Source organism: Pseudomonas sp. GX19020, from assembly GCF_023371075.1.
In the GTDB taxonomy this organism is placed as follows: Bacteria; Pseudomonadota; Alphaproteobacteria; order Rhodobacterales; family Rhodobacteraceae; genus Pseudogemmobacter.
Map to the genome: position 1 here is coordinate 200,291 of NZ_JAMCCR010000006.1, position 19,928 is coordinate 220,218.

The 19,928-nt window shown below is 63.3% G+C and carries 26 protein-coding genes and 1 pseudogene; 15 read left to right on the top strand and 12 right to left on the bottom strand.

From position 1 onward, the window contains the following. The first annotated feature begins 158 nt into the window (after positions 1-158). Positions 159-512 carry a hypothetical protein gene (locus M3484_RS12490; protein ID WP_112313406.1) on the top strand — a complete coding sequence of 118 codons (354 nt, stop codon included), beginning with the start codon at positions 159-161 and terminating at the stop codon, positions 510-512. A 19-nt stretch (positions 513-531) separates the two neighbouring features. On the opposite strand, the gene M3484_RS12495 is transcribed toward M3484_RS12490, so the two are convergent. The 5 genes from M3484_RS12495 to M3484_RS12515 all read right to left on the bottom strand — a co-directional run bounded on the left by M3484_RS12495 (position 532) and on the right by M3484_RS12515 (position 4,771). Continuing rightward, complete coding sequence (locus M3484_RS12495; RefSeq protein ID WP_249497108.1) at positions 532-750, bottom strand: hypothetical protein; 219 nt, start codon at positions 748-750, stop codon at positions 532-534. 1,228 nt (positions 751-1,978) lie between these two features. Continuing rightward, on the bottom strand, positions 1,979-2,989 hold the full coding sequence (locus M3484_RS12500; protein ID WP_249497109.1) for a zinc-binding alcohol dehydrogenase family protein: 1,011 nt from the start codon (positions 2,987-2,989) through the stop codon (positions 1,979-1,981). Positions 2,990-3,006: 17 nt separating this feature from the next. Continuing rightward, positions 3,007-3,348, bottom strand: a complete 342-nt coding sequence (locus M3484_RS12505) for a cupin domain-containing protein (protein ID WP_249497110.1) — start codon at positions 3,346-3,348, stop codon at positions 3,007-3,009. Between the two features lie 2 nt (positions 3,349-3,350). Further along, complete coding sequence (locus tag M3484_RS12510) at positions 3,351-4,448, bottom strand: alkene reductase (protein WP_502942460.1); 1,098 nt, start codon at positions 4,446-4,448, stop codon at positions 3,351-3,353. A gap of 17 nt (positions 4,449-4,465) precedes the next feature. Further along, entirely contained in the window at positions 4,466-4,771 is a 306-nt protein-coding gene (locus M3484_RS12515; protein WP_249497112.1) for a VOC family protein, read from the bottom strand. 150 nt (positions 4,772-4,921) lie between these two features. Here M3484_RS12515 and M3484_RS12520 point away from each other — a divergent pair, with 150 nt between their 5' ends. Then, positions 4,922-5,809 (top strand): LysR family transcriptional regulator, encoded by an 888-nt coding sequence (locus M3484_RS12520; RefSeq protein ID WP_249497113.1) that lies wholly within the window; start codon positions 4,922-4,924, stop codon positions 5,807-5,809. 201 nt (positions 5,810-6,010) lie between these two features. Here the strand turns inward: M3484_RS12520 and M3484_RS12525 are convergent, their stop codons facing one another. Next, on the bottom strand, positions 6,011-6,736 hold the full coding sequence (locus M3484_RS12525) for an ArsR/SmtB family transcription factor (protein WP_249497114.1): 726 nt from the start codon (positions 6,734-6,736) through the stop codon (positions 6,011-6,013). A gap of 119 nt (positions 6,737-6,855) precedes the next feature. Between M3484_RS12525 and M3484_RS12530 the strand changes: the two genes are divergently transcribed. Further along, a complete protein-coding gene (locus M3484_RS12530) occupies positions 6,856-8,112 on the top strand; it encodes an MFS transporter (RefSeq protein WP_249497115.1) in 1,257 nt (418 codons plus the stop codon). A 186-nt stretch (positions 8,113-8,298) separates the two neighbouring features. Here M3484_RS12530 and M3484_RS12535 read toward each other — a convergent pair whose 3' ends face one another. After that, a complete protein-coding gene (locus M3484_RS12535) occupies positions 8,299-8,775 on the bottom strand; it encodes a GNAT family N-acetyltransferase (protein WP_249497116.1) in 477 nt (158 codons plus the stop codon). Positions 8,776-9,117: 342 nt separating this feature from the next. After that, positions 9,118-9,513: pseudogene (locus M3484_RS12540) on the bottom strand (GMC oxidoreductase); the annotation flags it as partial. Positions 9,514-9,690: 177 nt separating this feature from the next. Between M3484_RS12540 and M3484_RS12545 the strand changes: the two are divergent. Then, on the top strand, positions 9,691-10,152 hold the full coding sequence (locus tag M3484_RS12545) for a carboxymuconolactone decarboxylase family protein (protein ID WP_249497118.1): 462 nt from the start codon (positions 9,691-9,693) through the stop codon (positions 10,150-10,152). Next, the gene (locus tag M3484_RS12550; protein ID WP_249497119.1) at positions 10,142-10,999 is read left to right on the top strand and encodes a sigma-70 family RNA polymerase sigma factor; all 858 of its coding nucleotides are present in this window, start codon (positions 10,142-10,144) and stop codon (positions 10,997-10,999) included. The genes M3484_RS12545 and M3484_RS12550 overlap by 11 nt, the downstream gene beginning before the upstream one ends. 392 nt (positions 11,000-11,391) lie before the next feature. Here the strand turns inward: M3484_RS12550 and M3484_RS12555 are convergent, their stop codons facing one another. Next, positions 11,392-12,129: an SDR family oxidoreductase gene (locus M3484_RS12555; RefSeq protein ID WP_249497120.1), complete on the bottom strand. Its 738-nt coding sequence runs from the start codon at positions 12,127-12,129 to the stop codon at positions 11,392-11,394. Positions 12,130-12,236: 107 nt separating this feature from the next. On the opposite strand from M3484_RS12555, the gene M3484_RS12560 reads away from it, so the two are divergent. The 3 genes from M3484_RS12560 to M3484_RS12570 all read left to right on the top strand — a co-directional run bounded on the left by M3484_RS12560 (position 12,237) and on the right by M3484_RS12570 (position 13,838). Next, positions 12,237-12,824, top strand: coding sequence for a TetR/AcrR family transcriptional regulator (locus M3484_RS12560; protein ID WP_249497121.1), 588 nt, complete (start codon positions 12,237-12,239; stop codon positions 12,822-12,824). 207 nt (positions 12,825-13,031) lie between these two features. Then, positions 13,032-13,472 carry a TSUP family transporter gene (locus tag M3484_RS12565; protein WP_249497122.1) on the top strand — a complete coding sequence of 147 codons (441 nt, stop codon included), beginning with the start codon at positions 13,032-13,034 and terminating at the stop codon, positions 13,470-13,472. A gap of 3 nt (positions 13,473-13,475) precedes the next feature. Further along, a complete protein-coding gene (locus M3484_RS12570) occupies positions 13,476-13,838 on the top strand; it encodes a TSUP family transporter (protein ID WP_249497123.1) in 363 nt (120 codons plus the stop codon). A gap of 9 nt (positions 13,839-13,847) precedes the next feature. On the opposite strand, the gene M3484_RS12575 is transcribed toward M3484_RS12570, so the two are convergent. Further along, a complete protein-coding gene (locus M3484_RS12575; protein WP_249497124.1) occupies positions 13,848-14,177 on the bottom strand; it encodes an ArsR/SmtB family transcription factor in 330 nt (109 codons plus the stop codon). A 42-nt stretch (positions 14,178-14,219) separates the two neighbouring features. Between M3484_RS12575 and M3484_RS12580 the strand changes: the two genes are divergently transcribed. The 7 genes from M3484_RS12580 to M3484_RS12610 all read left to right on the top strand — a co-directional run bounded on the left by M3484_RS12580 (position 14,220) and on the right by M3484_RS12610 (position 19,224). Continuing rightward, entirely contained in the window at positions 14,220-14,744 is a 525-nt protein-coding gene (locus M3484_RS12580) for a DUF6428 family protein (RefSeq protein ID WP_249497125.1), read from the top strand. Positions 14,745-14,767: 23 nt separating this feature from the next. Then, complete coding sequence (locus tag M3484_RS12585) at positions 14,768-15,295, top strand: arsenate reductase ArsC (RefSeq protein WP_249497126.1); 528 nt, start codon at positions 14,768-14,770, stop codon at positions 15,293-15,295. Between the two features lie 4 nt (positions 15,296-15,299). After that, positions 15,300-15,728 carry an arsenate reductase (glutaredoxin) gene (gene arsC, locus M3484_RS12590; protein WP_249497140.1) on the top strand — a complete coding sequence of 143 codons (429 nt, stop codon included), beginning with the start codon at positions 15,300-15,302 and terminating at the stop codon, positions 15,726-15,728. A 3-nt stretch (positions 15,729-15,731) separates the two neighbouring features. Further along, on the top strand, positions 15,732-16,796 hold the full coding sequence (gene arsB / locus M3484_RS12595; protein ID WP_249497127.1) for an ACR3 family arsenite efflux transporter: 1,065 nt from the start codon (positions 15,732-15,734) through the stop codon (positions 16,794-16,796). A 14-nt stretch (positions 16,797-16,810) separates the two neighbouring features. Continuing rightward, on the top strand, positions 16,811-17,503 hold the full coding sequence (arsH, locus tag M3484_RS12600; protein WP_249497141.1) for an arsenical resistance protein ArsH: 693 nt from the start codon (positions 16,811-16,813) through the stop codon (positions 17,501-17,503). Further along, entirely contained in the window at positions 17,500-18,690 is a 1,191-nt protein-coding gene (locus M3484_RS12605) for an MFS transporter (protein WP_249497128.1), read from the top strand. The genes arsH and M3484_RS12605 overlap by 4 nt, the downstream gene beginning before the upstream one ends. Positions 18,691-18,867: 177 nt before the next feature. Further along, the gene (locus M3484_RS12610; RefSeq protein ID WP_249497129.1) at positions 18,868-19,224 is read left to right on the top strand and encodes an iron chaperone; all 357 of its coding nucleotides are present in this window, start codon (positions 18,868-18,870) and stop codon (positions 19,222-19,224) included. A gap of 145 nt (positions 19,225-19,369) precedes the next feature. Here M3484_RS12610 and M3484_RS12615 read toward each other — a convergent pair whose 3' ends face one another. Both M3484_RS12615 and M3484_RS12620 read right to left on the bottom strand, forming a co-directional pair. Beyond that, positions 19,370-19,561, bottom strand: a complete 192-nt coding sequence (locus M3484_RS12615; protein WP_249497130.1) for a hypothetical protein — start codon at positions 19,559-19,561, stop codon at positions 19,370-19,372. A 22-nt stretch (positions 19,562-19,583) separates the two neighbouring features. Then, positions 19,584-19,928, bottom strand: a 345-nt coding sequence (locus M3484_RS12620) for a DUF3732 domain-containing protein (RefSeq protein WP_249497131.1), incomplete at its 5' end; no start/stop codon positions are given.

The window sequence follows — 19,928 nt, forward strand, 5'->3', positions numbered from 1 at the left end:
TTCGGTTGGGCGGATCCGTTCAGGTCGCCTTTGGCCACGGATCCTCTGCACCAGCTGCCGAACGACATCTTTCTTTCGAACCGCACCCGGCTTCGCATCACAAACATCCAGCGATGTGCTCTGTGGTCAAGAGGCCTGCATCCTGAAAGGGCGCAAACATGAAAACTCCTGAATGGCTCAAGCCCGGCATTTATGGCGGCATCATCGGCGGTATCGCAGTTGCTGTGATCGGCTTCGGATGGGCGGGATGGTCCACAGCCGGAGGCGCCAACCGTCTGGCGCAGACCGTCGCTACCGAACAAACCGTTGCTGCGCTGGTTCCGGTCTGCCTGGCGATGTCTACGGCAGATCCGGAGCGCGTCAGCAAGATCGCCACGATCCAGCAGGCGACAACTCCCAGACGACGCGACGCGCTTATCGCAACCGGCTGGGCGACAATGCCCGGAAGTGATGCGCCAAACCGCGATCTTGCGACCGCCTGTCTGGCTGCGCTCGAACTGCCTGCCGCCTGATCAGTGCTCTGACCAGCCTTCAGCAAATGGCGCTGTCACGGATGGCGATTGCAGGACCTCTTGCCCTGAGCGAGGCTCCGGGCGGATCATGATCGATGCCGGAAATCCACTGAAGGCAGGCCGATTCCTCAAGGCAGAGCAAGGAAACATGGTGCTCGGCAAATGCTGCCGGCGCAACTCGAATGGAGAAGTTCTCGATCATGGCCCGGCAAGCGATCATCAGGCTGTCCAGTTTCATGGGCCTAATCCTGGGCTTCTGTTTAGTTTCCACAACTCCCGTCTTGGCACAGCAGGGGGGCCACGGGGCAATTCCGGACAACGCCACGGAGCGACGGTTCGGTGGCGGCTGGGAGTGCAACCTTGGCTATCGGTCTGACGGCGAGTCGTGTGCCGAGATCACTCTACCTGAGAACGCCTACCCGACGGGCCGATCCTATGGCACAGGCTGGGAGTGCACGCATGGATATGCTGAAAAGAGCGGCTCATGCTTTGCGATTCCGATCCCTTTGAATGCCTTTCTGTCAGATGGCGGATCAGGGTGGGACTGTCACCGAGGGTATCGGAGACTGCGCGACAGCTGTGATCGGATCGAAGTGCCGGAGCACGCATTTCTGACCGGCAGTTCTTCAGGGAACGGATGGGAATGCGAGCGCGGCTATATCGCGACTTCCGGCTCCTGCCTCACGATCGTCCTGCCCGACAACGCCTATCCTACCAATGCCAGCCACGGCGCGGCCTGGCGCTGCGAGCGCGGGTTCTTTGAGGTCCGCGGCAGCTGTGACCCGGTGCCCGTCCCCGAGAATGCATTCCTTGATACGAGCACCTACGGGCAGGGATGGCGCTGCGAAAGAGGCTTCGAGCAGGATGGGACAGCCTGCAGCAGGATTGTCCTTCCCGACGACGCTCACCTTGATCGGTCCGGCAACCGCTGGCGCTGCAACAAGGGATTCCAGATGTCTGTTGATGATCAGTGCGTTATGGCGAGGTGACCGGTTGATCCAGGTCTTGTGAAGGGTGCTTTGCAAAGTTTGTGGCATCTGCAAGGGCACACCGCCGTTAGTCCGCTTTCCTGGCCTTGCGGTGACTACCATGCCGCGTGCCCAACAGAGCGCTCTCCGCCCCTCGCGGTGGTTATGACTGGGAACTCTCTGCAGTGCGCCCGAACGGCTGCTTCGATAGATTGCTGCAGCGGCCATGCCGCGCTGTAGTCAGGCGGCTCTCCGGCCCATACGCGGGCCGACGAAGCACCGCCAGAAAACGTTACGCCGCGCCCCGCGTCGAAAATCCTTCACCATAGCAGACGGGCGCGGAACACGGTTGCCGCTTGGCGGCGCTCCCTGAAGCGGTCGTTCGGCACAAAGTGCAGAATTCACCGGACACGACTTCGGAGTTTGAGGCGAAGCGGCTGTTTTCAGACAGGTCGAGAGCCGGCGCACGCGACCTGTCTGACGGGTTGAGCGAGGTTCTCAGAACCCTTCGACGACGATCTTGCCTTTGGCGGTGCCCGCCTCGATCATCTTGTGGGCCTTGCGCAGGTTGGCGGCGTTGATGGGCGACAGCACTTCAGACAGCGTGGTGCGGATGTGGCCTGCGTCGATCTGTTCCGCGACATGGTTCAGCAGGTTGTGCTGCTCGATCATATCGGGCGTCTGGTGCATCGACCGGGCGAACATGAACTCCCAATGCAGGCTGGCGGACTTGGTCTTCATGCCACCCATCGGCATCGGCAGGTCGGTGTCGTCGATCGAGACGATGCCACCTTCGGGGCGGATCAGCTCCACCGCAGCGGCCCAATGGCGCATGTCGTTGAAGATCGCGATATGATCGACATGCCGGAAGCCAAGCGCGCGGGTCTGCGCCACCATATCCTCGCGGTGGTTGATGGAATGATCGGCGCCCAGTTCCTTGACCCAGGCAATGGTTTCCGGGCGCGAGGCGGTGGCGATCACCGCCAGACCCGCCCGTTTCGCAAGCTGGATCGCGATGGAGCCCACACCCCCAGCGCCGCCGATCATCAGGATCGTCTGGCCCGCATCCGCACCGTCACGGTCGATGTCGAGCCGGTCGAACATCGCCTCATAGGCGGTGATGGTGGTCAGGGGGAGGGCGGCGGCCTCGGCGAAGGACAGCGTCTTCGGCTTCTGGCCGACGATGCGTTCGTCCACCAGATGGAACTGCTGGTTGGTGCCGGGGCGGGTGATGTCGCCGGCATAGTAGACCTCGTCACCAACCTTGAACAGGGTCACCTCCGGCCCGACTTCGGCGACGATGCCAGCGGCATCATACCCCAGCACGCGGGGCGCGGGCTCGATCTTGTCCTTCGGGCTGCGGACCTTGGTGTCGACGGGGTTCACGGCGATGGCCTTCACCTCGACCAGGATGTCGCGCCCGGCGGGGCTGGGTTTGGGCAGATCGACATCGAGGAAGGACTCCGGATTGTCGATGGGCAGATAGTGGGTCAGGGCAACGGCTTTCATGGTCGTCTCTTTCAAAGTTAATGGCCAAATTCGATGGTGACGAAGACCAGCTCGGTGGTGCCGGTATTCGTCAGGTCGTGGACGAAGGCCTGCCGCTGATCGAGATCAGGGAAGTGGCGTGTATCGCCAGCCCGGTAGGTCATATCGACCACCCGGCCGTCACTATAGCGGGAGATGACCTGTCCATCGGTCAGGACGGTCCAGAGATAGGGCCGGTCGTGGCAATGGGGGGCTAGCGTTTCGCCCGGGGCAAGGCGCAGATGCCAGACACGCAGCCCGCCACTTTCATGCACCAGATCGGTGCCGATCCGGTCATTGCCCCAGGATCGCAAGACCTCCTCATCGGTCAGTGGCGCCATCGTCAGGGTGCCGCCGCATAGGTGGTGTAGCCCGCCGCCGTGCCGCCGAACAGCGCCGCGCCGTCGAAACTGGCCAGCGGCAGATCTTCGGCATAGCGGCGCGGCAGGTCGGGATTGGCGATGAAGGGGCGGCCGAAGGCCACCACATCGGCAAGGCCGGAGGCCAGCATCGCCTCGGCCCGCGCGCGGTCGTATTTTCCGGCCACGATCACCGCACCGCCAAAGGCCGCGCGCAGGTCACGGCGGAAACTGTCCGGCGTGATGGGCGCATCGTCCCAATCCGCCTCGGCGATATGGGTATAGGTCAGGCCACGGCGGCCCAACTGGCGGATCATGGCAAGGATTGTCGCGGGGGCCTGGGGATCGTTCATGTTGCGCTGCGTGATATAGGGCGAGATGCGGATGCCCACACGGTCCGCGCCGATTTCGGCGGCCACGGCCTCGAAGACCTCGATAGCAAAGCGGATGCGGTTGTCCACGCTGCCGCCGTATTGATCGGTGCGGTGGTTCGCGGTTGTACGCAGGAATTCGTCGATCAGATAGCCGTTTGCAGCGTGGATCTCGACCCCGTCAAAGCCTGCGGCGACGGCGTTGCGGGCGGCTTTCGCGTAATCGGCGACCACTTCGGCAATTTCATCAGCGGTCAGTGCGCGCGGCACCGGGCAAGGCACCATTCTGCCCGTGCCGGTCGCGGGATCAACGACCCAGACCGAAGCATCGGGGGCCAGCGCCGAGGGGGCGACGGGCTTGCCGTCGGCATGGAAGCGCTCATGGCTCATCCGGCCAACGTGCCACAGTTGCGAGAAGATGCGTCCGCCGTTCGCGTGAACTGCATCGGTGACCTTGCGCCAGCCCGCGACCTGCTCGGCCGAATGGATGCCTGGCGTGTAGGAGTATCCTTGGCCTTGGGGGCTGATCTGCGTCGCCTCGGTGATGATCAGACCGGCGCTGGCGCGTTGGGCATAGTATTCGGCCATCAGGTCGGTGGGCACATTGCCCGGCTGCGCGCTGCGCGAGCGGGTCATCGGTGCCATTGCGATGCGGCTCGGCAGGGTGACAGCACCAAGGTCGAAAGGGGTAAACAGCTTGGTCATGTTCATCTCGCGATTGCTGGAGGTCAGGGTTCATCGCGGAAGACGGCTTCGATCAATGCGCCGCTGGGGGCGTGGAAGAACAGCCGGCGTTCGTCGATATCGGGCAGGTCCATCGGGCTATAGGGGATGTGCATCCGCTCCAGCTTGTCACGGAATGCCGCGTAGCCCTTCAGGCGGAAACCGACATGGTCCCACCGGTCACTGCCCGGGCCGGCGTGAGGCCCACCGATCAGGTGGATAACGGGTTCGTCACCCGCATAGAGCCAATGGCCGGGGATGCGGCGGATGACGGCGGGGCGTGTGCCCTCGGTCAGGTCGAACAGGTCCATGAAGAAGCCCCGCGTTGTCGTAAGGTCGGAGGTACGAAGCGTTGCGTGGTCCAGGTGCATGACGGTGTTCCTTTTGCTGCAGCAGATTTACACCATACGGAGGATCATGATAATGTGGCCACTGTTGAAATTATAATTCGGAAAAAGCGAATGCTGCTGGAGAACCTTGCGCTGTTCCTGCGGATCGTCCGCCACGGAAGCATGGCCGCTGCAGGTCGCGAGGCGGGGCTTTCCCCAGCCACTGTTTCCGAACGCCTCGCAATGCTGGAAGCGCATTACGGCACGCGCCTGCTGACCCGCACCACTCGCGCCCTGAGCCTGACGGAAGAGGGCCGCGCCCTGGCCGAAGGTGCCCCGAACCTTCTGTCCGAAGCTGAGGAACTGGAAACCCGCCTGCGCGAAGGTGTCAGTCGCGTCGCAGGGCCTGTCCGCATTTCTGCCCCCAGCGATCTGGGGCGCAACAGGATCTCGCAGCTGCTGGACGGCTTCCTGGCCAGGCACCCGGCGGTCAGTGTCGATTTGCACCTGAGCGATGGCTACATCGACCTCGCCGCCCAGGGGATCGACGTCGCGATCCGCTACGGCGATCTTGCCGACAGTTCGATGATGGTGCGCGCGCTGGCCCCAAGCGCCCGCATCGCCTGCGCCGCTCCGGCCTATCTGGACCGCCACGGGGTGCCGGAACGCCCTGAAGATCTGACCACCCACAATTGCCTGATGATGCGCTTTCGCGGCGAAGTGGATCGCGCATGGCCTTTCATCGTGGATGGCAAGCCGCGCACCCTGCTGCTGACGGGCGACCGGATCGCCAATGATGGTGCCGTGGTGCGCGATTGGTGCATCAAGGGCCATGGCATCGCCAGAAAGGCGGAATGGGACATCGCCGAAGACATACGCGCTGGCCGCCTCATCCCGCTTTTGCGCGCGTTCGAGGTTCCGCCGCTGCGCTTGCAAGCGATCTACCCCAAAGGACGCGCGCAGGTGCGGCGGATCAAACTGCTCCTGGACGCGCTGGTAGCAGAGTTTGCGACAGGCTGAAGCTCGCGCCAGAAGTGCATCACTGTCCGGGACCTGGCTGCTTTGGACTCCAATGACCGTTTCGGGCTCGAGGCGCCGGAGCGCCCCACAGCAGTGGGGAGAGGCAGCCCGGGGTCGGCTCGTCTCATCGCCGTCGGCCCTTAGCCGCCATTCGAGGCTTTAGGCTCTGCCGCGCGGCATTCTCGAGAGCGGGCGTTCGACCTAAGATACGGCGACGCCACAGTTAGCCCCAAAATTATCAACGTCAAAGGCTTGCCTGAAGCCAATCCTGCCCGCAGGCGTAATCTCGAGCGCCCGTGTGCCTGTGCGGCGCCGGACCCAGGCCTGATCCAGCGCGTGGTTGCAGATCGCTGCCCCCACGGCTCCAGCCAGATGCGGGCGGCGCTCGCTCCAGTCCAGACAGGGCCGGCAGAGCGGGCGGGTGCCGCGCGGATCACTTTCGTGGGACAGGATGCCGAGCGCCTGCATCTGCGCCCGACCGACCTCGGTCAAAGCAGCGGCATCGCCTTCGATTTCAATCGCTCCGCTGGCGCGCAGCGCATCGGCGATACTGACGCCAAGCGCCCCAGCCAGATGGTCATAGCAAGTGCGCGCCTGCCGCAGGGCCGCGTCCTTGGGGCCGACACGGGGCAAGGTCCGGGTCAGTGTGACGCCACCCGCGATCTGCATGACGCTTTCGATCATCCGTGCGACCTCGGCGCTGGCAAGGCGGTGATAACGGTGGCGCCCCTGCTTCTCCGCCAAAATCAACCCGACAGAGGACAGCCGGGCCAGATGACCGCTGGCCGTCTGCGGTGTGATCGCGGCAACCTCGGCCAGTTCGGTGGCGGTCAGGGCGCGCCCGTCCATCAGGGCGGCCAGCATGGCGGCACGCGCAGGCTCTCCCACTGCGGCAGCAACCTCAGCAATGCGGTTCGATGTGGCCATTGGGCTCCTCCGGTTGGGGGCAGTCTAGCGCAGAGCGAAGTTGAATGCTTCGGGTTTCACCGAAGCATTCCATCCGGGTCTCAGGCCATAACAAGCGCGACATAATCGAGAGCTTTCCCATGCCCCTGCCTGCCCCCACCGCCCGCCCATTCTTTGGCTGGCATGTCGTCGCGGCTACGTTTCTTCTGGCTATCTTTGGCTGGGGCGTGGGATTCTATGGCCCGCCGGTGTTTCTTTACGCGGTCGTCGCACGGACCGGCTGGCCGGTGGCGCTGGTCTCGGCTGCGGTGACGGTGCATTTCCTTTTCGGGGCCGGGGTGGTGGCCAATCTGCCGTGCCTTTACCGGCGCTTCGGCGCGCCTTTTGTGACGGTGATGGGGGCGGTGTTGCTGGCGCAGGGCATCCTTGGCTGGGCGTTGGCAGCACAGCCCTGGCAGCTGTTTCTGGCGGCCTTGGCCAGCGGAGCGGGTTGGGTCGCGATGGGGGCCGCCGCAGTAAATGCCCTGATCTCGCCGTGGTTCAGTCAGCGCCGCCCTGCGGCATTGGGCATGGCCTATAACGGGGCAAGCCTTGGCGGCGTCATCTTCTCGCCACTCTGGATCGCGCTGATCGCGGGCATCGGCTTTGTCCCGGCAACGCTGGCTATCGGCGGGCTCATGGTTGTGGCGGTAGGGATACTGTCGGCGCTGGTGTTCCGGCACACGCCGGAAAGTTTGCGGCAAAACCCGGATGGCACGGAGCATCCGCGCCTGCAGACTGCTCAGGTCGAAGCCCCGCTGCACAGTTCCTTCCGGCGCGACCGCAAGTTTCTGACCCTTGCGGCCGGCATGATGCTGGGGCTTTTCGCCCAGATCGGGCTGCTGGCGCATCTGTTCTCGCTCTTGGTTCCGGTGTTGGGGGAGGGCATGGCGGGCCTTGCCATGGGTGGGGCCACAGTCGCCGCGATCTTGGGGCGGTCGCTGGTCGGCTGGGTGATGCCCGCGAGTGCCGACCGCCGCCTTGTCGCCTGCGCCAGCTACGGAGTGCAGGTGATCGGCTCGATGCTGTTCATTCTGTCTGCAGGTGAAAGTGGTGTGTGGCTGTTCCTCGGCATCGCGCTGTTCGGGCTGGGGATCGGCAATGCCACCTCACTGCCGCCGCTGATCGCGCAGCAGGAATTTTCTCCGGCCGAGACCGCCCGAGTTGTGCCGCTGATCGTCGCCATCGGTCAGGCGGGCTATGCCTTCGCGCCAGCCGCGTTCGGACTGCTGCGCACAGGGTCCGATGCCGCCGGATCCAACGCGCTGTTTCTTTGGGCAGCAGTGATTCAGCTGGCTGCGATCGGATGCCTGCTTTTGGGACGAGGACAAAAACCGAGTTTCCCGCACCAACGGTGACGCCTACAGTCTGTGCGAAGCGAGCTAACGGCCCAGAGCCGTCGATCAACGTCGACGGATGCTGCGTGGCCGCATTCCCAGAAGCGGACGGTCGACGCGTGGCGCAGAAAATCGCCAGTCGGAGCGTCGGCTCTGCGGGCGAAGCGGACGGTCGGGCGAGGCACTGAAGCCCCACCCGACCTGCTATCATCCCTTCAGACTGAGTGTCGCATTCGGGAACGGAAAGCCGAAGTCGTCGATATCGCGGCGAGAAACCTCGCGGAAACCGAGGCGATTATAGAAGCGAACGGCCTGCTCATTCTCGGTGTAGACCTCAAGGGAAAGCCCCCCCTTTCGGGCTAGGGCATCAGCGATAAGTTTGCGGCCAACGCCAAGGCCTTGGCGGTCTGGCGAGATGAAAATCCCGCCAATGAAGGTCCCTAGAAGGCTGATGAAGCCAACAGGCTCTGCATCGAGGCATGCCACTGAAGTCTCTGCCTTTGGCAGATACTCCCCCTCGATCAGCCCGCGCTGTTCGGTCAGCCTTTTCTCACCAATGAAGGGATGGGCCTTCATCGAAGCCTCGAACCAGATATCGGACAGTTTTTTAAGATCCGTTGCCGCATCAAAGGGCCGGATCAACACGTTCTTGTTCTCCATGAGAACTCCACAGAAATCATGCAAAAAGGATCGGCACCATGTGCCGAGCGATGCCGCTACATGCGGTTCAATCGAAGCCTCTGTGCATAAACCTCCTTCTGTGACAGGCAGAGAATAGGCTGCCCGGCCATCCGTTTCAATGACCGCTTTGGGCTCCGAGCGACATGCTGCGGCACAGCAACCGCCAGGTTGGACCCCTCAGCCGTGTGGCCGGCCACGACAGGCGAGGCCGGCCCTTTGCGGTCGGTCAGCCTCAACCAATGCTGCGAGGCCGCAACACCGGAAGCTGACGTTCAGACCGGCTGCAGCGATATCGAGCGAGCGAAAGGGTAAGCGGCGCCCCGCAAGGCGCCGCTTACCCCTTTCCTACCCAAGGATCAGTTCGGCTCCCCGCTCTCCGATCACCACGCAGGTCGCCATGGTGGCGCAGGTAACGATGCGTGGCATGATCGAGCCGTCGACGATGCGCAGGCCCTCGATCCCCTTCACCTTCAGATCGGCACCCACTACGGCGGGATCGTCCTTGCCCATCCGGGCGGTGCCGACCTGATGGAAGAAGGTTGTGGCACCATTCTTCACGAACTCGGCCTTGGCGGCGGGATCCAGATCACGGCCAGGAACCACTTCGCGCCTGCGATAGGGGGCGAAGGCCGCGTCATTGCCAAGCTGGCGGCAGAGGTCGATGGCCGCCAGCTGGGATTTCACATCCTGGGGGTCGGACAGGAAATTCGCGGTGACCACGGGTTTTGCCAAAGGATCCGCTGATGCGAGCCGCTATGCAGGACTTTGCCGCCGTTGATCGCTACAGCAAGCCAGAGGTGGGCCGGCTGTCCGGCCTGAATCCTGTGCAATAATATTGCCTGTGCCATGTCACAAAAGCCTAGGCCGTCTCGTCTTCTCGGTGTCAGATCAACTTGGAGATAGACGATGACACCTCGCATGACCGACCATTTCAAACGCATCGGCAGCGCCTTCAACGGCCTTGTCACCTTCGAGACCGAGCTGCGCAAGGGTCCGCTGGACCATGTGCTGCTACATCTGATCAAGCTGCGCGCCAGCCAGATCAACGGCTGCGCCTTCTGCATCCAGATGCATGTCTCCGACGCGCTGAAAGATGGCGAAAGCCATCTGCGGCTGCATATGGTGGCAGGCTGGCGCGACAGCACGCTGTTCACGCCGCGTGAGCGGGCGGCGCTGGCCTGGACGGAAACCCTGACCACAGTTGCCGCAGCCCATCCGACCGATGCTGACTGGGAGGCGGTCTCGGCGGTATTCAATGCGGATGAGCTGGCCTTCCTGACCTTTGCCATCGGCGGCATCAACCTGTGGAACCGGACGCAGATTGCCTTTGGCGTCGCTCATGGGCTGGGCCTGCCCACCGAACGTTCCCATGCGGCCTGACCCGGTTCAGGTCTTTAAGGCGCAGCGGCCCCGGCTGCTGCGTCTGGCTTACCGGATGCTGGGCAGCCATGCCGAGGCCGAAGATATGGTGCAGGAGGCCTGGCTGCGCTGGCAGAACGGCGATCATGGCCAGGTCGCGGAACCGGCGGCATGGCTGACGCGGGTGGTCTCGCGCCTGTGTCTGGACCAGATGAAATCAGCCCGCGCGCGGCGCGAGACCTATCCCGGCACATGGCTGCCAGAGCCGCTGATCGAGGAACCCGACGATGCGCTGCGCCCTGACAATCTGACCCTGTCGCTAATGGTGGCGCTGGAGCGGTTGTCGCCGCTGGAGCGCGCGGCCTTCCTCTTGCACGATGTCTTTGGCCAGCCGCTGGATGAGGTGGCACGGACCATCGACCGCGCCCCCGCCGCCACGCGGAAACTGGCCGCCCGGGCGAGGGCGCATGTCCAGATCGACCGCCCTCGCTATCCCGTGCCACGCGACACAGGCGCGGCGCTGGCGCGCGCGTTCTTTGACGCCTGCAAGACCGGCGATGCGGCAACACTTGGAACCATGCTGGCCCAAGGCGCCACGCTGCATGCCGATGGAGGTGGCAAGGTGAATGCGGTTCTGAACGTGATCCGGGGCGAGGCCGCGATCACCCGCATGTTCATGTCCCTGTCGCGCAAGTTCGGTGCGGAAATGGAGCTGCTGGACCTGACCTTCATCGATGGGTTGCCGGGCTTCATCTGCTGCATTGCCGGCTCTCTGCAGACCACGGCGCTGGACATCACGGACGGCCGTATCTACCGGATCTACATCACCCGCAACCCGGAGAAGCTGACCTGGGTGCTGCCGCATTGATTGTGACCGACGCACATCGGATCACGGGCATGAAATTGCGGCTGTCAGCAACCGTTGAAGGACAGGAGACATCGGAAGAACGAAATTAACATGAGTGATGCTCTGACGATCCGCAAAGGGCTCCGCGCAACATACTGCTACACAGCAACTTCCAAGCTCGGCGCCATCAATGGTCCCGCTGCTCCCGGCAGGCGAATGCGGCGCATTGCTGCCGGTCGAGTGTAGTCGGTACTGCGAGGCGGCAATGCCGGAAGCTGCCGTACGATCGGTGGTCATACAGGCATGGAGGTTGCCCAACTGGGAGATGTGCGGAAAGTCTGCGCCACAGAACAGTCTCGGGATAGACGGGCCGTGATTTTCATCCAGGCCCTTCCATTTCTTGCGGTTCCCCCTCAGGCGGTCCAGCCACCGTCGATCGTCAGGCTCGCGCCGGTCATATAGCCCGCGTCCGGCCCGGTCAGCCAGGACACCAGCCCCCCGATCTCTTCCGGCTTTCCGATGCGGCCTAGGGGAAGACGGGGGCGGATCTGGTCCATCAGCCCGGCGGTCATGTCGGTTTCAATGGGGCCGGGCTGGATGTTGTTGACGGTGATCGCGCGCGGCGCAAAGTCCAGCGCGGCGCCACGGACGAGTTGCGCCACCGCCGCCTTGGTCATGGCGTAGACGCTGGAGCCAGGGCTGCCGATCCGCTCGGCCGTGTTGCTGCCGATGGTGATGATCCGGCCACCGTCCAACAGATGCGGCGCGGCGTAATGGATGGCGAGGAAGACCCCCCGCACATTGACCGCCAGCATGTGGTCGAAATCCTCCAGCGCGAAGCTGTCGATGGGCCCGCCCATCAGAACACCGGCGTTAACAACCAGCACCCCAAGGGGGCCAAAGCGGCCAGTTGCCTGATCGACGGCCGCCGCGACGGCCGAGGCATCCGCGCTGTCGGCCCGCATCGCCAGGGCTTTGCCGCCTGCTGACTCGATCTCTGCGACAATGGTCTGGGCGGTGGCGTCTGAGGAGGCATAGGTGAATGCGACGGGCCGTCCCTCGGCCGCCAGCCGACGGACAATGGCGGCGCCCATGCCGCGAGAGCCGCCGAAAACGAGGACGGGAGAGGTCGGGACTAGATCGGATGGCATTGTCTGATTCCATTATGGACTGATTGGTCCGTAACTCTGTGATGATTCAAGACTGATCAGTCAAGAACATTCTTGATCAATCGGTCCGCATCCCCTATTGTGACGCCATGGCACGCCCTGTTGAATATGACCGCGACACGGTACTGACCCAGGCCATCCGCGTTTTCGCGAGGCATGGCTATGAGGCGGCTTCGACCCGTGACCTGACCGAGGGCATGGGCATGGCGCGACAGAGCCTTTACGGTGCTTTTGGCGACAAGCACGGCCTGTTTCTTGAGGCCCTGCGCAGCTATTCGGCCCGGTCTCTAGCGCAGATACAGGTGGCGTTGAATGCCGGAAATCCGTGCCTGGACGCGCTGGAGGCGGCGCTCTTGGTGGGACTGGGCAACGCAGAGGATCTGGAAAGCGGCTGTCTGGGCCTGTCGTCGATCATGGAATTCAGCCGCAGTGACCCCGATGTGAGTGCGCAAAACGATCTTGCCGGACGAGCGACAATTGCCGCCTTCGCCGCGCGGATCGGCCAGGGCATCGAGGAGGGCGAAGTTACTGCCGGAACCGATCCCAATGCGGCAGGACGGCTTATGCTGACACTTCGTTCCGGATTGAAGATCGCAGCCCGGGCTGGGGCGACGGATCCCGAGCTGCGCGCGACCGCAAGGCTGGCCTTGTCTGCGATATGCGCGCGGGCTGGGTAGTCCAAGCACGCACAAGTCACTCCAAGGCGCCGACGAGTTTGGCAAGGCGCTCTTACCAAGTCACTCGCGGCCCATTGCTGCCGTTCAGCAAGTCAGAATGCTGCGCAGTGGCATTTCCGGAAGCAGCCGTTCAAGTGTAAACGCAGAAACGACTGACGAGATCAGACCAAAAGGTCAGATCGCTACAACCCAGTGAGACCGCCAGATATGCAGACTGACGCAGAGAACGGTGACCAACGCAGCCTGCCGGGTTCGTTTTCCAGCGGTGCCGTCATTGGAACGCTGGGCGGGCTGATCGGTCTGGGCGGGGCCGAGTTCCGGCTTCCCCTCCTGATCGGGGTGTTCCGCTTCGCCGCGCTGGAGGCGGTGATCCTGAACAAGGCGATGAGCCTGGTCGTGGTTGCGACCGCGCTGCCGTTCCGCGCGGGCACGGTTCCGTTTGGCGTTATCGCCGACAACTGGCCGATCCTGCTGAACCTTCTGATCGGGAGCCTCGCGGGAGCCTGGTTCGGAGCGGGATGGGCCACGCGGTTGCGCTCCGAGACGCTCTACAAAGTGATCGCCATCATGCTCGTGCTGATCGCTACAGTGCTGGTCTTCGGGCATGACGTGACGGCCGAGGAGGCCATGCTGTCCGGTGCGCCGTAGGCGGTGGCCGGTGGTGTCCTTGGCTTCGGGATCGGGGTCGTCGCATCCCTCATGGGGGTAGCAGGCGGCGAGCTGCTGATCCCCACTCTTGTGCTGCTGTTCGGGGTCGACATCAAGCTGGCCGGATCGCTGTCCCTCGCGGTCAGCCTGCCCACGATGCTGGTCGGCTTTGCCCGCTACAGCCAAGACCAGAGCTTCGGCGTCCTTGCGCGGAACAGACGTTTTCTTCTGGTCATGGCGGCCGGGTCGATCCTTGGCACCTTCATCGGAGGCCTGCTACTCGGACTGATCCCGAGCGTATTCCTGCTGCCGGGGTTGGCCGTGATCCTGCTGATCTCCGCCGTGAAGGTCTGGCGGCACGCCTGACGCCGGGGATTAGTCCGCAGAAGCACAGGCAGCCATCGGGCCGCACATCTCCACCCGTCCACCACAGCAGTCCTCCATCAGGAACCGGATCAGACCAGCCAGCGCGTCGAACTCGGCGCTGTAGATGATCGACCGGCTTTTCCGGCGGGCGGTCACCAACCCGGCCCGGTCTAACTCCTTCATGTGGAAGCTAACGTTGGACGCTGTGACACCGATCTGCTCGGCCACAGCACCCGCTGCCACGCCCTCCGGCCCGGCCACCACCAGAAGGCGCAGGATCCGAAGGCGGGTTTCCTGAGACAGGGCTCCGAAGGCGAGGAGGGCTTGACGCTCTTCCATGTTTCTATAATCCTCAAAGTATCGAATCGAGGAGTATCCCAGATGGACGGCCAAATCAATCTTGGCGACCGCGTCAGCGTTGCCGATCCAGAAGATGTGACCATCGGGGAACTCCTGGCCCTGCTGCAGGACCACGGATCGCTGCCTCTTATGTTCAGCTACGATGGCAGGGATTTGCAACCGGGCTACCATGTCACCGAGGTCAAAGCGGGACAGTTCGCAGCGCTCGACTGCGGCGGCAACCCGGAAGCCTGGACAGAGATCTTTGTGCAGCTCTGGGACGTGAACGAGGATGCGGGTCGCGTTCACATGCACGCCGGGCTGTTCGTGAAGATTATCGGCAAGGTGATCGAGCATGTGGACCTGGACAGGACGGCGAAGCTGACCTTTGAGGTCAGCGATGCGGTCAGGCCGATGCAGCTGTTCCGCGCGGCTGCACCCATCATCACCTCCGACAGGATCCAGATCGCCCTGTCGCCGCGCCCTGCCAGTTGCAAGCCCCGCGACCGCTGGCTGGAACAACACCAATCGTCGTGCTGCGCGCCGCGCGCGTCCGGCTGCTGCTGAACCCTTATCTCCTGGAGCGTCCCATGACCCAACGGGTCTACAATGTCCTCTTCCTCTGCACCGGCAACTCGGCGCGCTCGATCATCGCCGAAGCCGTCCTGCGCAAGCTCGGCGAAGGTCGTTTCAACGCCTATTCGGCGGGCAGCTTCCCGAAGCCGGACGTCAATCCGACGACCCTGAAGATTCTGGAGAACTTCCATTACCCGACCGAAGGGCTGCGGTCGAAGAGCTGGGACGAGTTCGCGATGGAGGGCGCACCGCAGTTCGACTTCGTCATCACGGTCTGTGACGATGCAGCCGGCGAGGTCTGTCCGCTCTGGCCCGGCACACCTGCAACGGCGCATTGGGGCATCGCCGATCCCGCCGCCGCGACCGACACAGAACTGGAGCGCGAGATGGCCTTCATCGAGGCGCTGCGCTACCTGACGCTTCGCCTGGAGTTGTTCTGCGAACTCCCCATGGCCTCGCTGGACGCGATGAGCCTGAACAGCCACCTGCGCGAGATCGGTCGTGCCGAGGGGGCCACCGACCAAGCCCGCGACCGCCGCTGAGGACATCATGGAAATCATCATCTACCACAACCCCGCCTGCGGGACGTCACGCAACACGCTCGCCATGATCCGCAATGCCGGGGTGGAACCGCATGTGATCGAATACCTGAAGACTCCGCCCAGCCGGGCGATGGTGCAGGATCTGGTGGCCAGGATGGGCATTCCGCTGCGCGCTCTGCTCCGTGAGAAGGACACGCCCTATGCCGAGCTGGATCTGGGCAACGAGAGCCTGACCGAGGATCAGCTTCTGGACGCGATTGCGGCAAACCCGGTGCTGATGAACCGCCCCGTCGTCGTCAGTCCAAAGGGCGTTCGCCTCTGCCGTCCTTCCGAGTCGGTGCTGGACCTGCTGCCAGCGCAGCAGGGCGCTTTCGTCAAGGAAGATGGCGAACAGGTGGTCGATACGGCGGGTAACCGGACAAGGACGGTCTGAGCCATGTCCACCCGTCGCCTGTCCTTCCTCGACCGCTATCTTACGATCTGGATCTTCGCCGCCATGGCGCTTGGCATTCTGCTTGGCTCCACCGTGCCCGGCCTGCCTGCGCTGATGGACAGCCTGTCATTCGGTACCACCAACGTTCCCATCGCCATCGGCCTGATAGTGATGATGTATCCGCCGCTGGCCAAGGTCCGGTATGAGGAGCTGCCGAAGGTCTTTGCCGACCGCCGGGTGCTGATCCTATCGCTGGTCCAGAACTGGCTCATCGGCCCGGTGCTGATGTTCGCCCTTGCCGTCATCTTCCTTCGCGACCATCCCGATTACATGACCGGGCTAATCCTGATCGGCCTGGCCCGCTGCATCGCCATGGTGCTGGTCTGGAACCAGCTCGCGCGCGGTGACAGCCAGTATGTCGCAGGGCTGGTGGCCTTCAACTCGATCTTCCAGATCCTGTTCTTCCCGATCTACGCCTGGATCTTCCTGACGGTGCTGCCGCCGATCTTCGGGCTGGAGGGCAGCGTGATCGACATCAGCGTCTGGACCATCGCCGAGGCGGTGCTGATCTACCTGGGAATCCCCTTCGCCGCAGGCTACCTGACCCGCCGCATCCTGACAGGCACCCATGGGGCGGATTGGTATGAGACGCGGTTCCTGCCGAAGATTTCCCCGCTGACCTTGGCCGCCCTTCTCTTCACCATCCTTGCCATGTTCAGCCTGAAGGGGGGAGAGGTACTGACCTTGCCGGGTGATGCCTTGCGGATTGCGGTGCCGCTTACCCTCTACTTCCTGATCCAGTTCACGGTCAGCTTCTGGATGGGCAAGTTGATCGAGGCCGACTATCCCCGCACCACCGCCATCGCCTTCACCGCCGCCGGGAACAACTTCGAACTCGCCATCGCGGTCGCCATTGCAGCCTTCGGCCTTGCCTCGCCCGTGGCCTTCGCTGCCGTGATCGGCCCACTGGTCGAGGTGCCGGTACTGATCCTGCTCGTCTCGGTCGCGCTGCGCCTGGGTCGGCGCTGGTTCAGCGATGCACCAACAATTCGAGAGACGCAGGCGTGAACGATCTTCCCAACCTGACCGATGTGGCCCGCATACCTTCCGCCGCCGATCTCCACGCCCCGCGCTCCACCCATCCGCCCCGCATCCTGATGCTCTATGGCTCGCTGCGCGCCCGGTCCTACAGTCGTCTCCTGACGCATGAAGCGGAGCGGCTGCTCCGCCACTTCGGCTGCGAGACGCGCGTCTTCGACCCTAAGGGCCTGCCATTGCCGGATGAGACCGATGCGGATCATCCGAAGGTGCAGGAGCTGCGCGAGATGTGCCTCTGGTCGGAGGGGCAGGTCTGGACCAGCCCCGAACGCCATGGCGCGATGACAGGGGTGATGAAGAGCCAGATCGACTGGATCCCGCTGTCCATGGGTGCCATCCGCCCCACTCAAGGGCGCACACTGGCTGTCATGCAGGTCTCCGGCGGATCGCAGAGCTTCAACGCCGTGAATCAGATGCGTATCCTGGGGCGCTGGATGCGGATGGTGACGATCCCCAACCAGTCCTCGGTCGCCAAGGCTTATGACGAGTTCGATGATGCCGGGCGGATGAAGCCCTCGGCCTATTACGACCGCGTCGTGGATGTCATGGAGGAGCTGGTGAAGTTCACCCTCCTGACGCGGGACATCTCAGCACATCTGACCGACCGTTACAGCGAGCGGAGGGAGGCTGCGGCGGCACTTGAAGCCCGGCTTCGCCTTGGAGACGCGGTGCGATGACTATCGCAACTTCGGCAGGCCAGGCGCGGCGCTGGCCGGTGATCACCGCGCTCGGCATCGTCCAGATATTCGCCTGGGGCAGCAGCTACTACCTGATGGCCCCGCTGGCCGGTCCCATCGTTGCCGATACCGGCTGGCCGCTGCCCTGGATCATCGGAGCCCTATCCATGGGGCTGCTGGTCGCCGGGCTGGCCTCCCCCCGTGTCGGACAGGCCATTGCGCGGCACGGCGGAAGGCCCGTCCTTGCCGCCGGGATGGTGCTGCTTTCGGCTGGTCTTCTCGTTTTGGCCGTTGCCCCTAACTTGTCGGTTTTCTACCTTGGCTGGGTCATCATCGGCCTCGGCATGTCGGCTGGCCTCTATGATCCCGCTTTCGCATCTCTGGGGCGCCTCTACGGGCGCGATGCCCGTTCGGCCATCACTGCGCTGACCCTCTGGGGCGGGTTCGCCAGCACGGTCTGCTGGCCGATCTCGGCTTGGGCGGTGGAACTGATCGGCTGGCGCTGGACGGCAGCGGGTTACGCTATCCTCCATCTTGCCCTTAGTCTGCCACTGATCTGGTGGATGATACCCGCAGAGACAAAGGCAATGCCGATCAGCAGGGATGCGGGAGGACGATCCGTCGCCCTGTCCCAAGAAGAGCGACGCGCCTTTCTGTTGATGGCCACCATCTTCACATTGGCGGCGATCATCGCCGCAATAGTCTCGGTCCATCTCCTCACCCTGCTGGATGCGCGCGGCATCCCGACGACAATGGCGGTCGCCATGGGCGCGCTGATCGGACCGGCGCAGGTCGCCTCGCGCGTGGTGGAGATGGCCAGCGGAGGACGACACCACCCGCGCTGGACTCTGCTCTTCGCCGCTTCTCTCTTCGCAACGGGGCTCGTGACATTGGCGCTCGGCTTCGGATTCGTGGGGGTCGCCTTGATGCTTTACGGCGGCGGCAACGGGTTGTTCTCCATCGCCCGAGGCGCGCTGCCGATGGCCCTGTTCGGGCCAGAGCGGTATCCCGTCCTTATGGGCCGGATGGCAAGCCCCGCACTGATCGCGCAGGCGGGAGCGCCGCTTGCAGGGGCCCTCTTCCTCCAAGGGGTTGGCGCGGATGCAACTCTGGTTTTGCTTGCTGGACTCGGCCTGGCAGCACTCGCAATCTCGGTGCGGATGCTATGGCACAAGATTGTTGAATAGAGCGTAGCCTCGGCCCAAAGCTGCCGGCTGGGGGCGCCTCTTGCTGCGGCGCAGCTTCCACGAACCGGCCACTCATCGGGAGGTGCAGCATGGTCTGGCGGACAGGTCAGGAGTGCGGACTCATCGGCCTGACGATGATACCATGAGCCTATGGCCGCAATTTGGAGAAAGAGGCCCATGACGAAGTTCGCAGACCACGACGACTACATTGCAGCAGCCCCAGAGCAGTTTCGCCCGATGCTGGCCGGGCTGCGCGCTCAACTGGCGAAGGCCCTTCCCGATGCCGAAGAGCTTCTCCAGTATGATATGCCGGGGTTCGGGATCGGGAAATCCGTGATTGTCGGTTATGCGGCGTTCAGCAAACAATGCGGTCTCTATGTAGAGAAGGCTGCAATCGCGGCACACGCGAACGACATCGCTGCAGCCGGGCTCAAGGCGACCAAAACCGGGGTAACATTCACATTGCGCCGCCCCATCCCCGGCGATCTTGTCAGCAGCCTGGCTCTTGCCTCACGCAGAGAACTAGGGATCTGAATTGCCTCCAAAACATCATGGCCAGGACTGCGAACGGCAGGTTCACACCCCCAGTCGCGCCACTGCCATCGACAGGCGAGATCGGCCCTTAGCGGACGGTCAGACGTATCCTTAGCTGCGGGGCAGCATTCCCGACTGCCGTCGCTCAGACTTGGCGCAGCGAAATCCTCTCAGTCGCGATAGCGATGCGAGACGAAGCGACGTTCACCAGAGCTTGAACGATGGTCGGGATTGGGTCGAAAGGAGAGCGGAGCGATTCAGGGCTACGAACGACTAGGGCCTTGATCGATACGAACTCGAGTTCGTACTTGTTGGTAGTCTTCAGGATGTCGTCCATGACGTGCTCCCGGCCGTCGGTGCTAGGTCGACAGTAGCCAACTGACAGGCACCAGCTTGATGTTGTCCCGCCAGCGCTGGACCATGGAAACTCGGAACCAGTCTTCGAGCAATTCGACGTGGTCCATGACGATAATCTGCATGTTTGGATAGTTCTCTGCGCAATAGTCGAAGAGAAGCTTGTACAATTGAGCGACGGCGGCTTGGTCCTCATCACTCTTGCCGTCAATCTCCCCGACATCCCGTTCACGCGGGTAGTGCGCCTGAGACGGCTGATCGAGCATCAGGAATGCAGGGACCGGCCGCTTGCGGGCACGGAACAGCCCATGGAGTGCGAGGTGGGCAGCGACATGATAGCCGACCCAGTT

Bases quoted from the DNA above. Each gene is read 5' to 3' on its own strand.
- M3484_RS12490 (WP_112313406.1), top strand. From the start codon at position 159: ATGAAAACTCCTGAATGGCTCAAGCCCGGCATTTATGGCGGCATCATC.
- M3484_RS12495 (WP_249497108.1), bottom strand. From the start codon at position 750: ATGAAACTGGACAGCCTGATGATCGCTTGCCGGGCCATGATCGAGAAC.
- M3484_RS12500 (WP_249497109.1), bottom strand. From the start codon at position 2,989: ATGAAAGCCGTTGCCCTGACCCACTATCTGCCCATCGACAATCCGGAG.
- M3484_RS12505 (WP_249497110.1), bottom strand. From the start codon at position 3,348: ATGGCGCCACTGACCGATGAGGAGGTCTTGCGATCCTGGGGCAATGAC.
- M3484_RS12510 (WP_502942460.1), bottom strand. From the start codon at position 4,448: ATGAACATGACCAAGCTGTTTACCCCTTTCGACCTTGGTGCTGTCACC.
- M3484_RS12515 (WP_249497112.1), bottom strand. From the start codon at position 4,771: ATGGACCTGTTCGACCTGACCGAGGGCACACGCCCCGCCGTCATCCGC.
- M3484_RS12520 (WP_249497113.1), top strand. From the start codon at position 4,922: ATGCTGCTGGAGAACCTTGCGCTGTTCCTGCGGATCGTCCGCCACGGA.
- M3484_RS12525 (WP_249497114.1), bottom strand. From the start codon at position 6,736: ATGGCCACATCGAACCGCATTGCTGAGGTTGCTGCCGCAGTGGGAGAG.
- M3484_RS12530 (WP_249497115.1), top strand. From the start codon at position 6,856: ATGCCCCTGCCTGCCCCCACCGCCCGCCCATTCTTTGGCTGGCATGTC.
- M3484_RS12545 (WP_249497118.1), top strand. From the start codon at position 9,691: ATGACCGACCATTTCAAACGCATCGGCAGCGCCTTCAACGGCCTTGTC.
- M3484_RS12550 (WP_249497119.1), top strand. From the start codon at position 10,142: ATGCGGCCTGACCCGGTTCAGGTCTTTAAGGCGCAGCGGCCCCGGCTG.
- M3484_RS12555 (WP_249497120.1), bottom strand. From the start codon at position 12,129: ATGCCATCCGATCTAGTCCCGACCTCTCCCGTCCTCGTTTTCGGCGGC.
- M3484_RS12560 (WP_249497121.1), top strand. From the start codon at position 12,237: ATGGCACGCCCTGTTGAATATGACCGCGACACGGTACTGACCCAGGCC.
- M3484_RS12565 (WP_249497122.1), top strand. From the start codon at position 13,032: ATGCAGACTGACGCAGAGAACGGTGACCAACGCAGCCTGCCGGGTTCG.
- M3484_RS12575 (WP_249497124.1), bottom strand. From the start codon at position 14,177: ATGGAAGAGCGTCAAGCCCTCCTCGCCTTCGGAGCCCTGTCTCAGGAA.
- M3484_RS12580 (WP_249497125.1), top strand. From the start codon at position 14,220: ATGGACGGCCAAATCAATCTTGGCGACCGCGTCAGCGTTGCCGATCCA.
- M3484_RS12585 (WP_249497126.1), top strand. From the start codon at position 14,768: ATGACCCAACGGGTCTACAATGTCCTCTTCCTCTGCACCGGCAACTCG.
- arsB (WP_249497127.1), top strand. From the start codon at position 15,732: ATGTCCACCCGTCGCCTGTCCTTCCTCGACCGCTATCTTACGATCTGG.
- M3484_RS12605 (WP_249497128.1), top strand. From the start codon at position 17,500: ATGACTATCGCAACTTCGGCAGGCCAGGCGCGGCGCTGGCCGGTGATC.
- M3484_RS12610 (WP_249497129.1), top strand. From the start codon at position 18,868: ATGACGAAGTTCGCAGACCACGACGACTACATTGCAGCAGCCCCAGAG.
- M3484_RS12615 (WP_249497130.1), bottom strand. From the start codon at position 19,561: ATGGACGACATCCTGAAGACTACCAACAAGTACGAACTCGAGTTCGTA.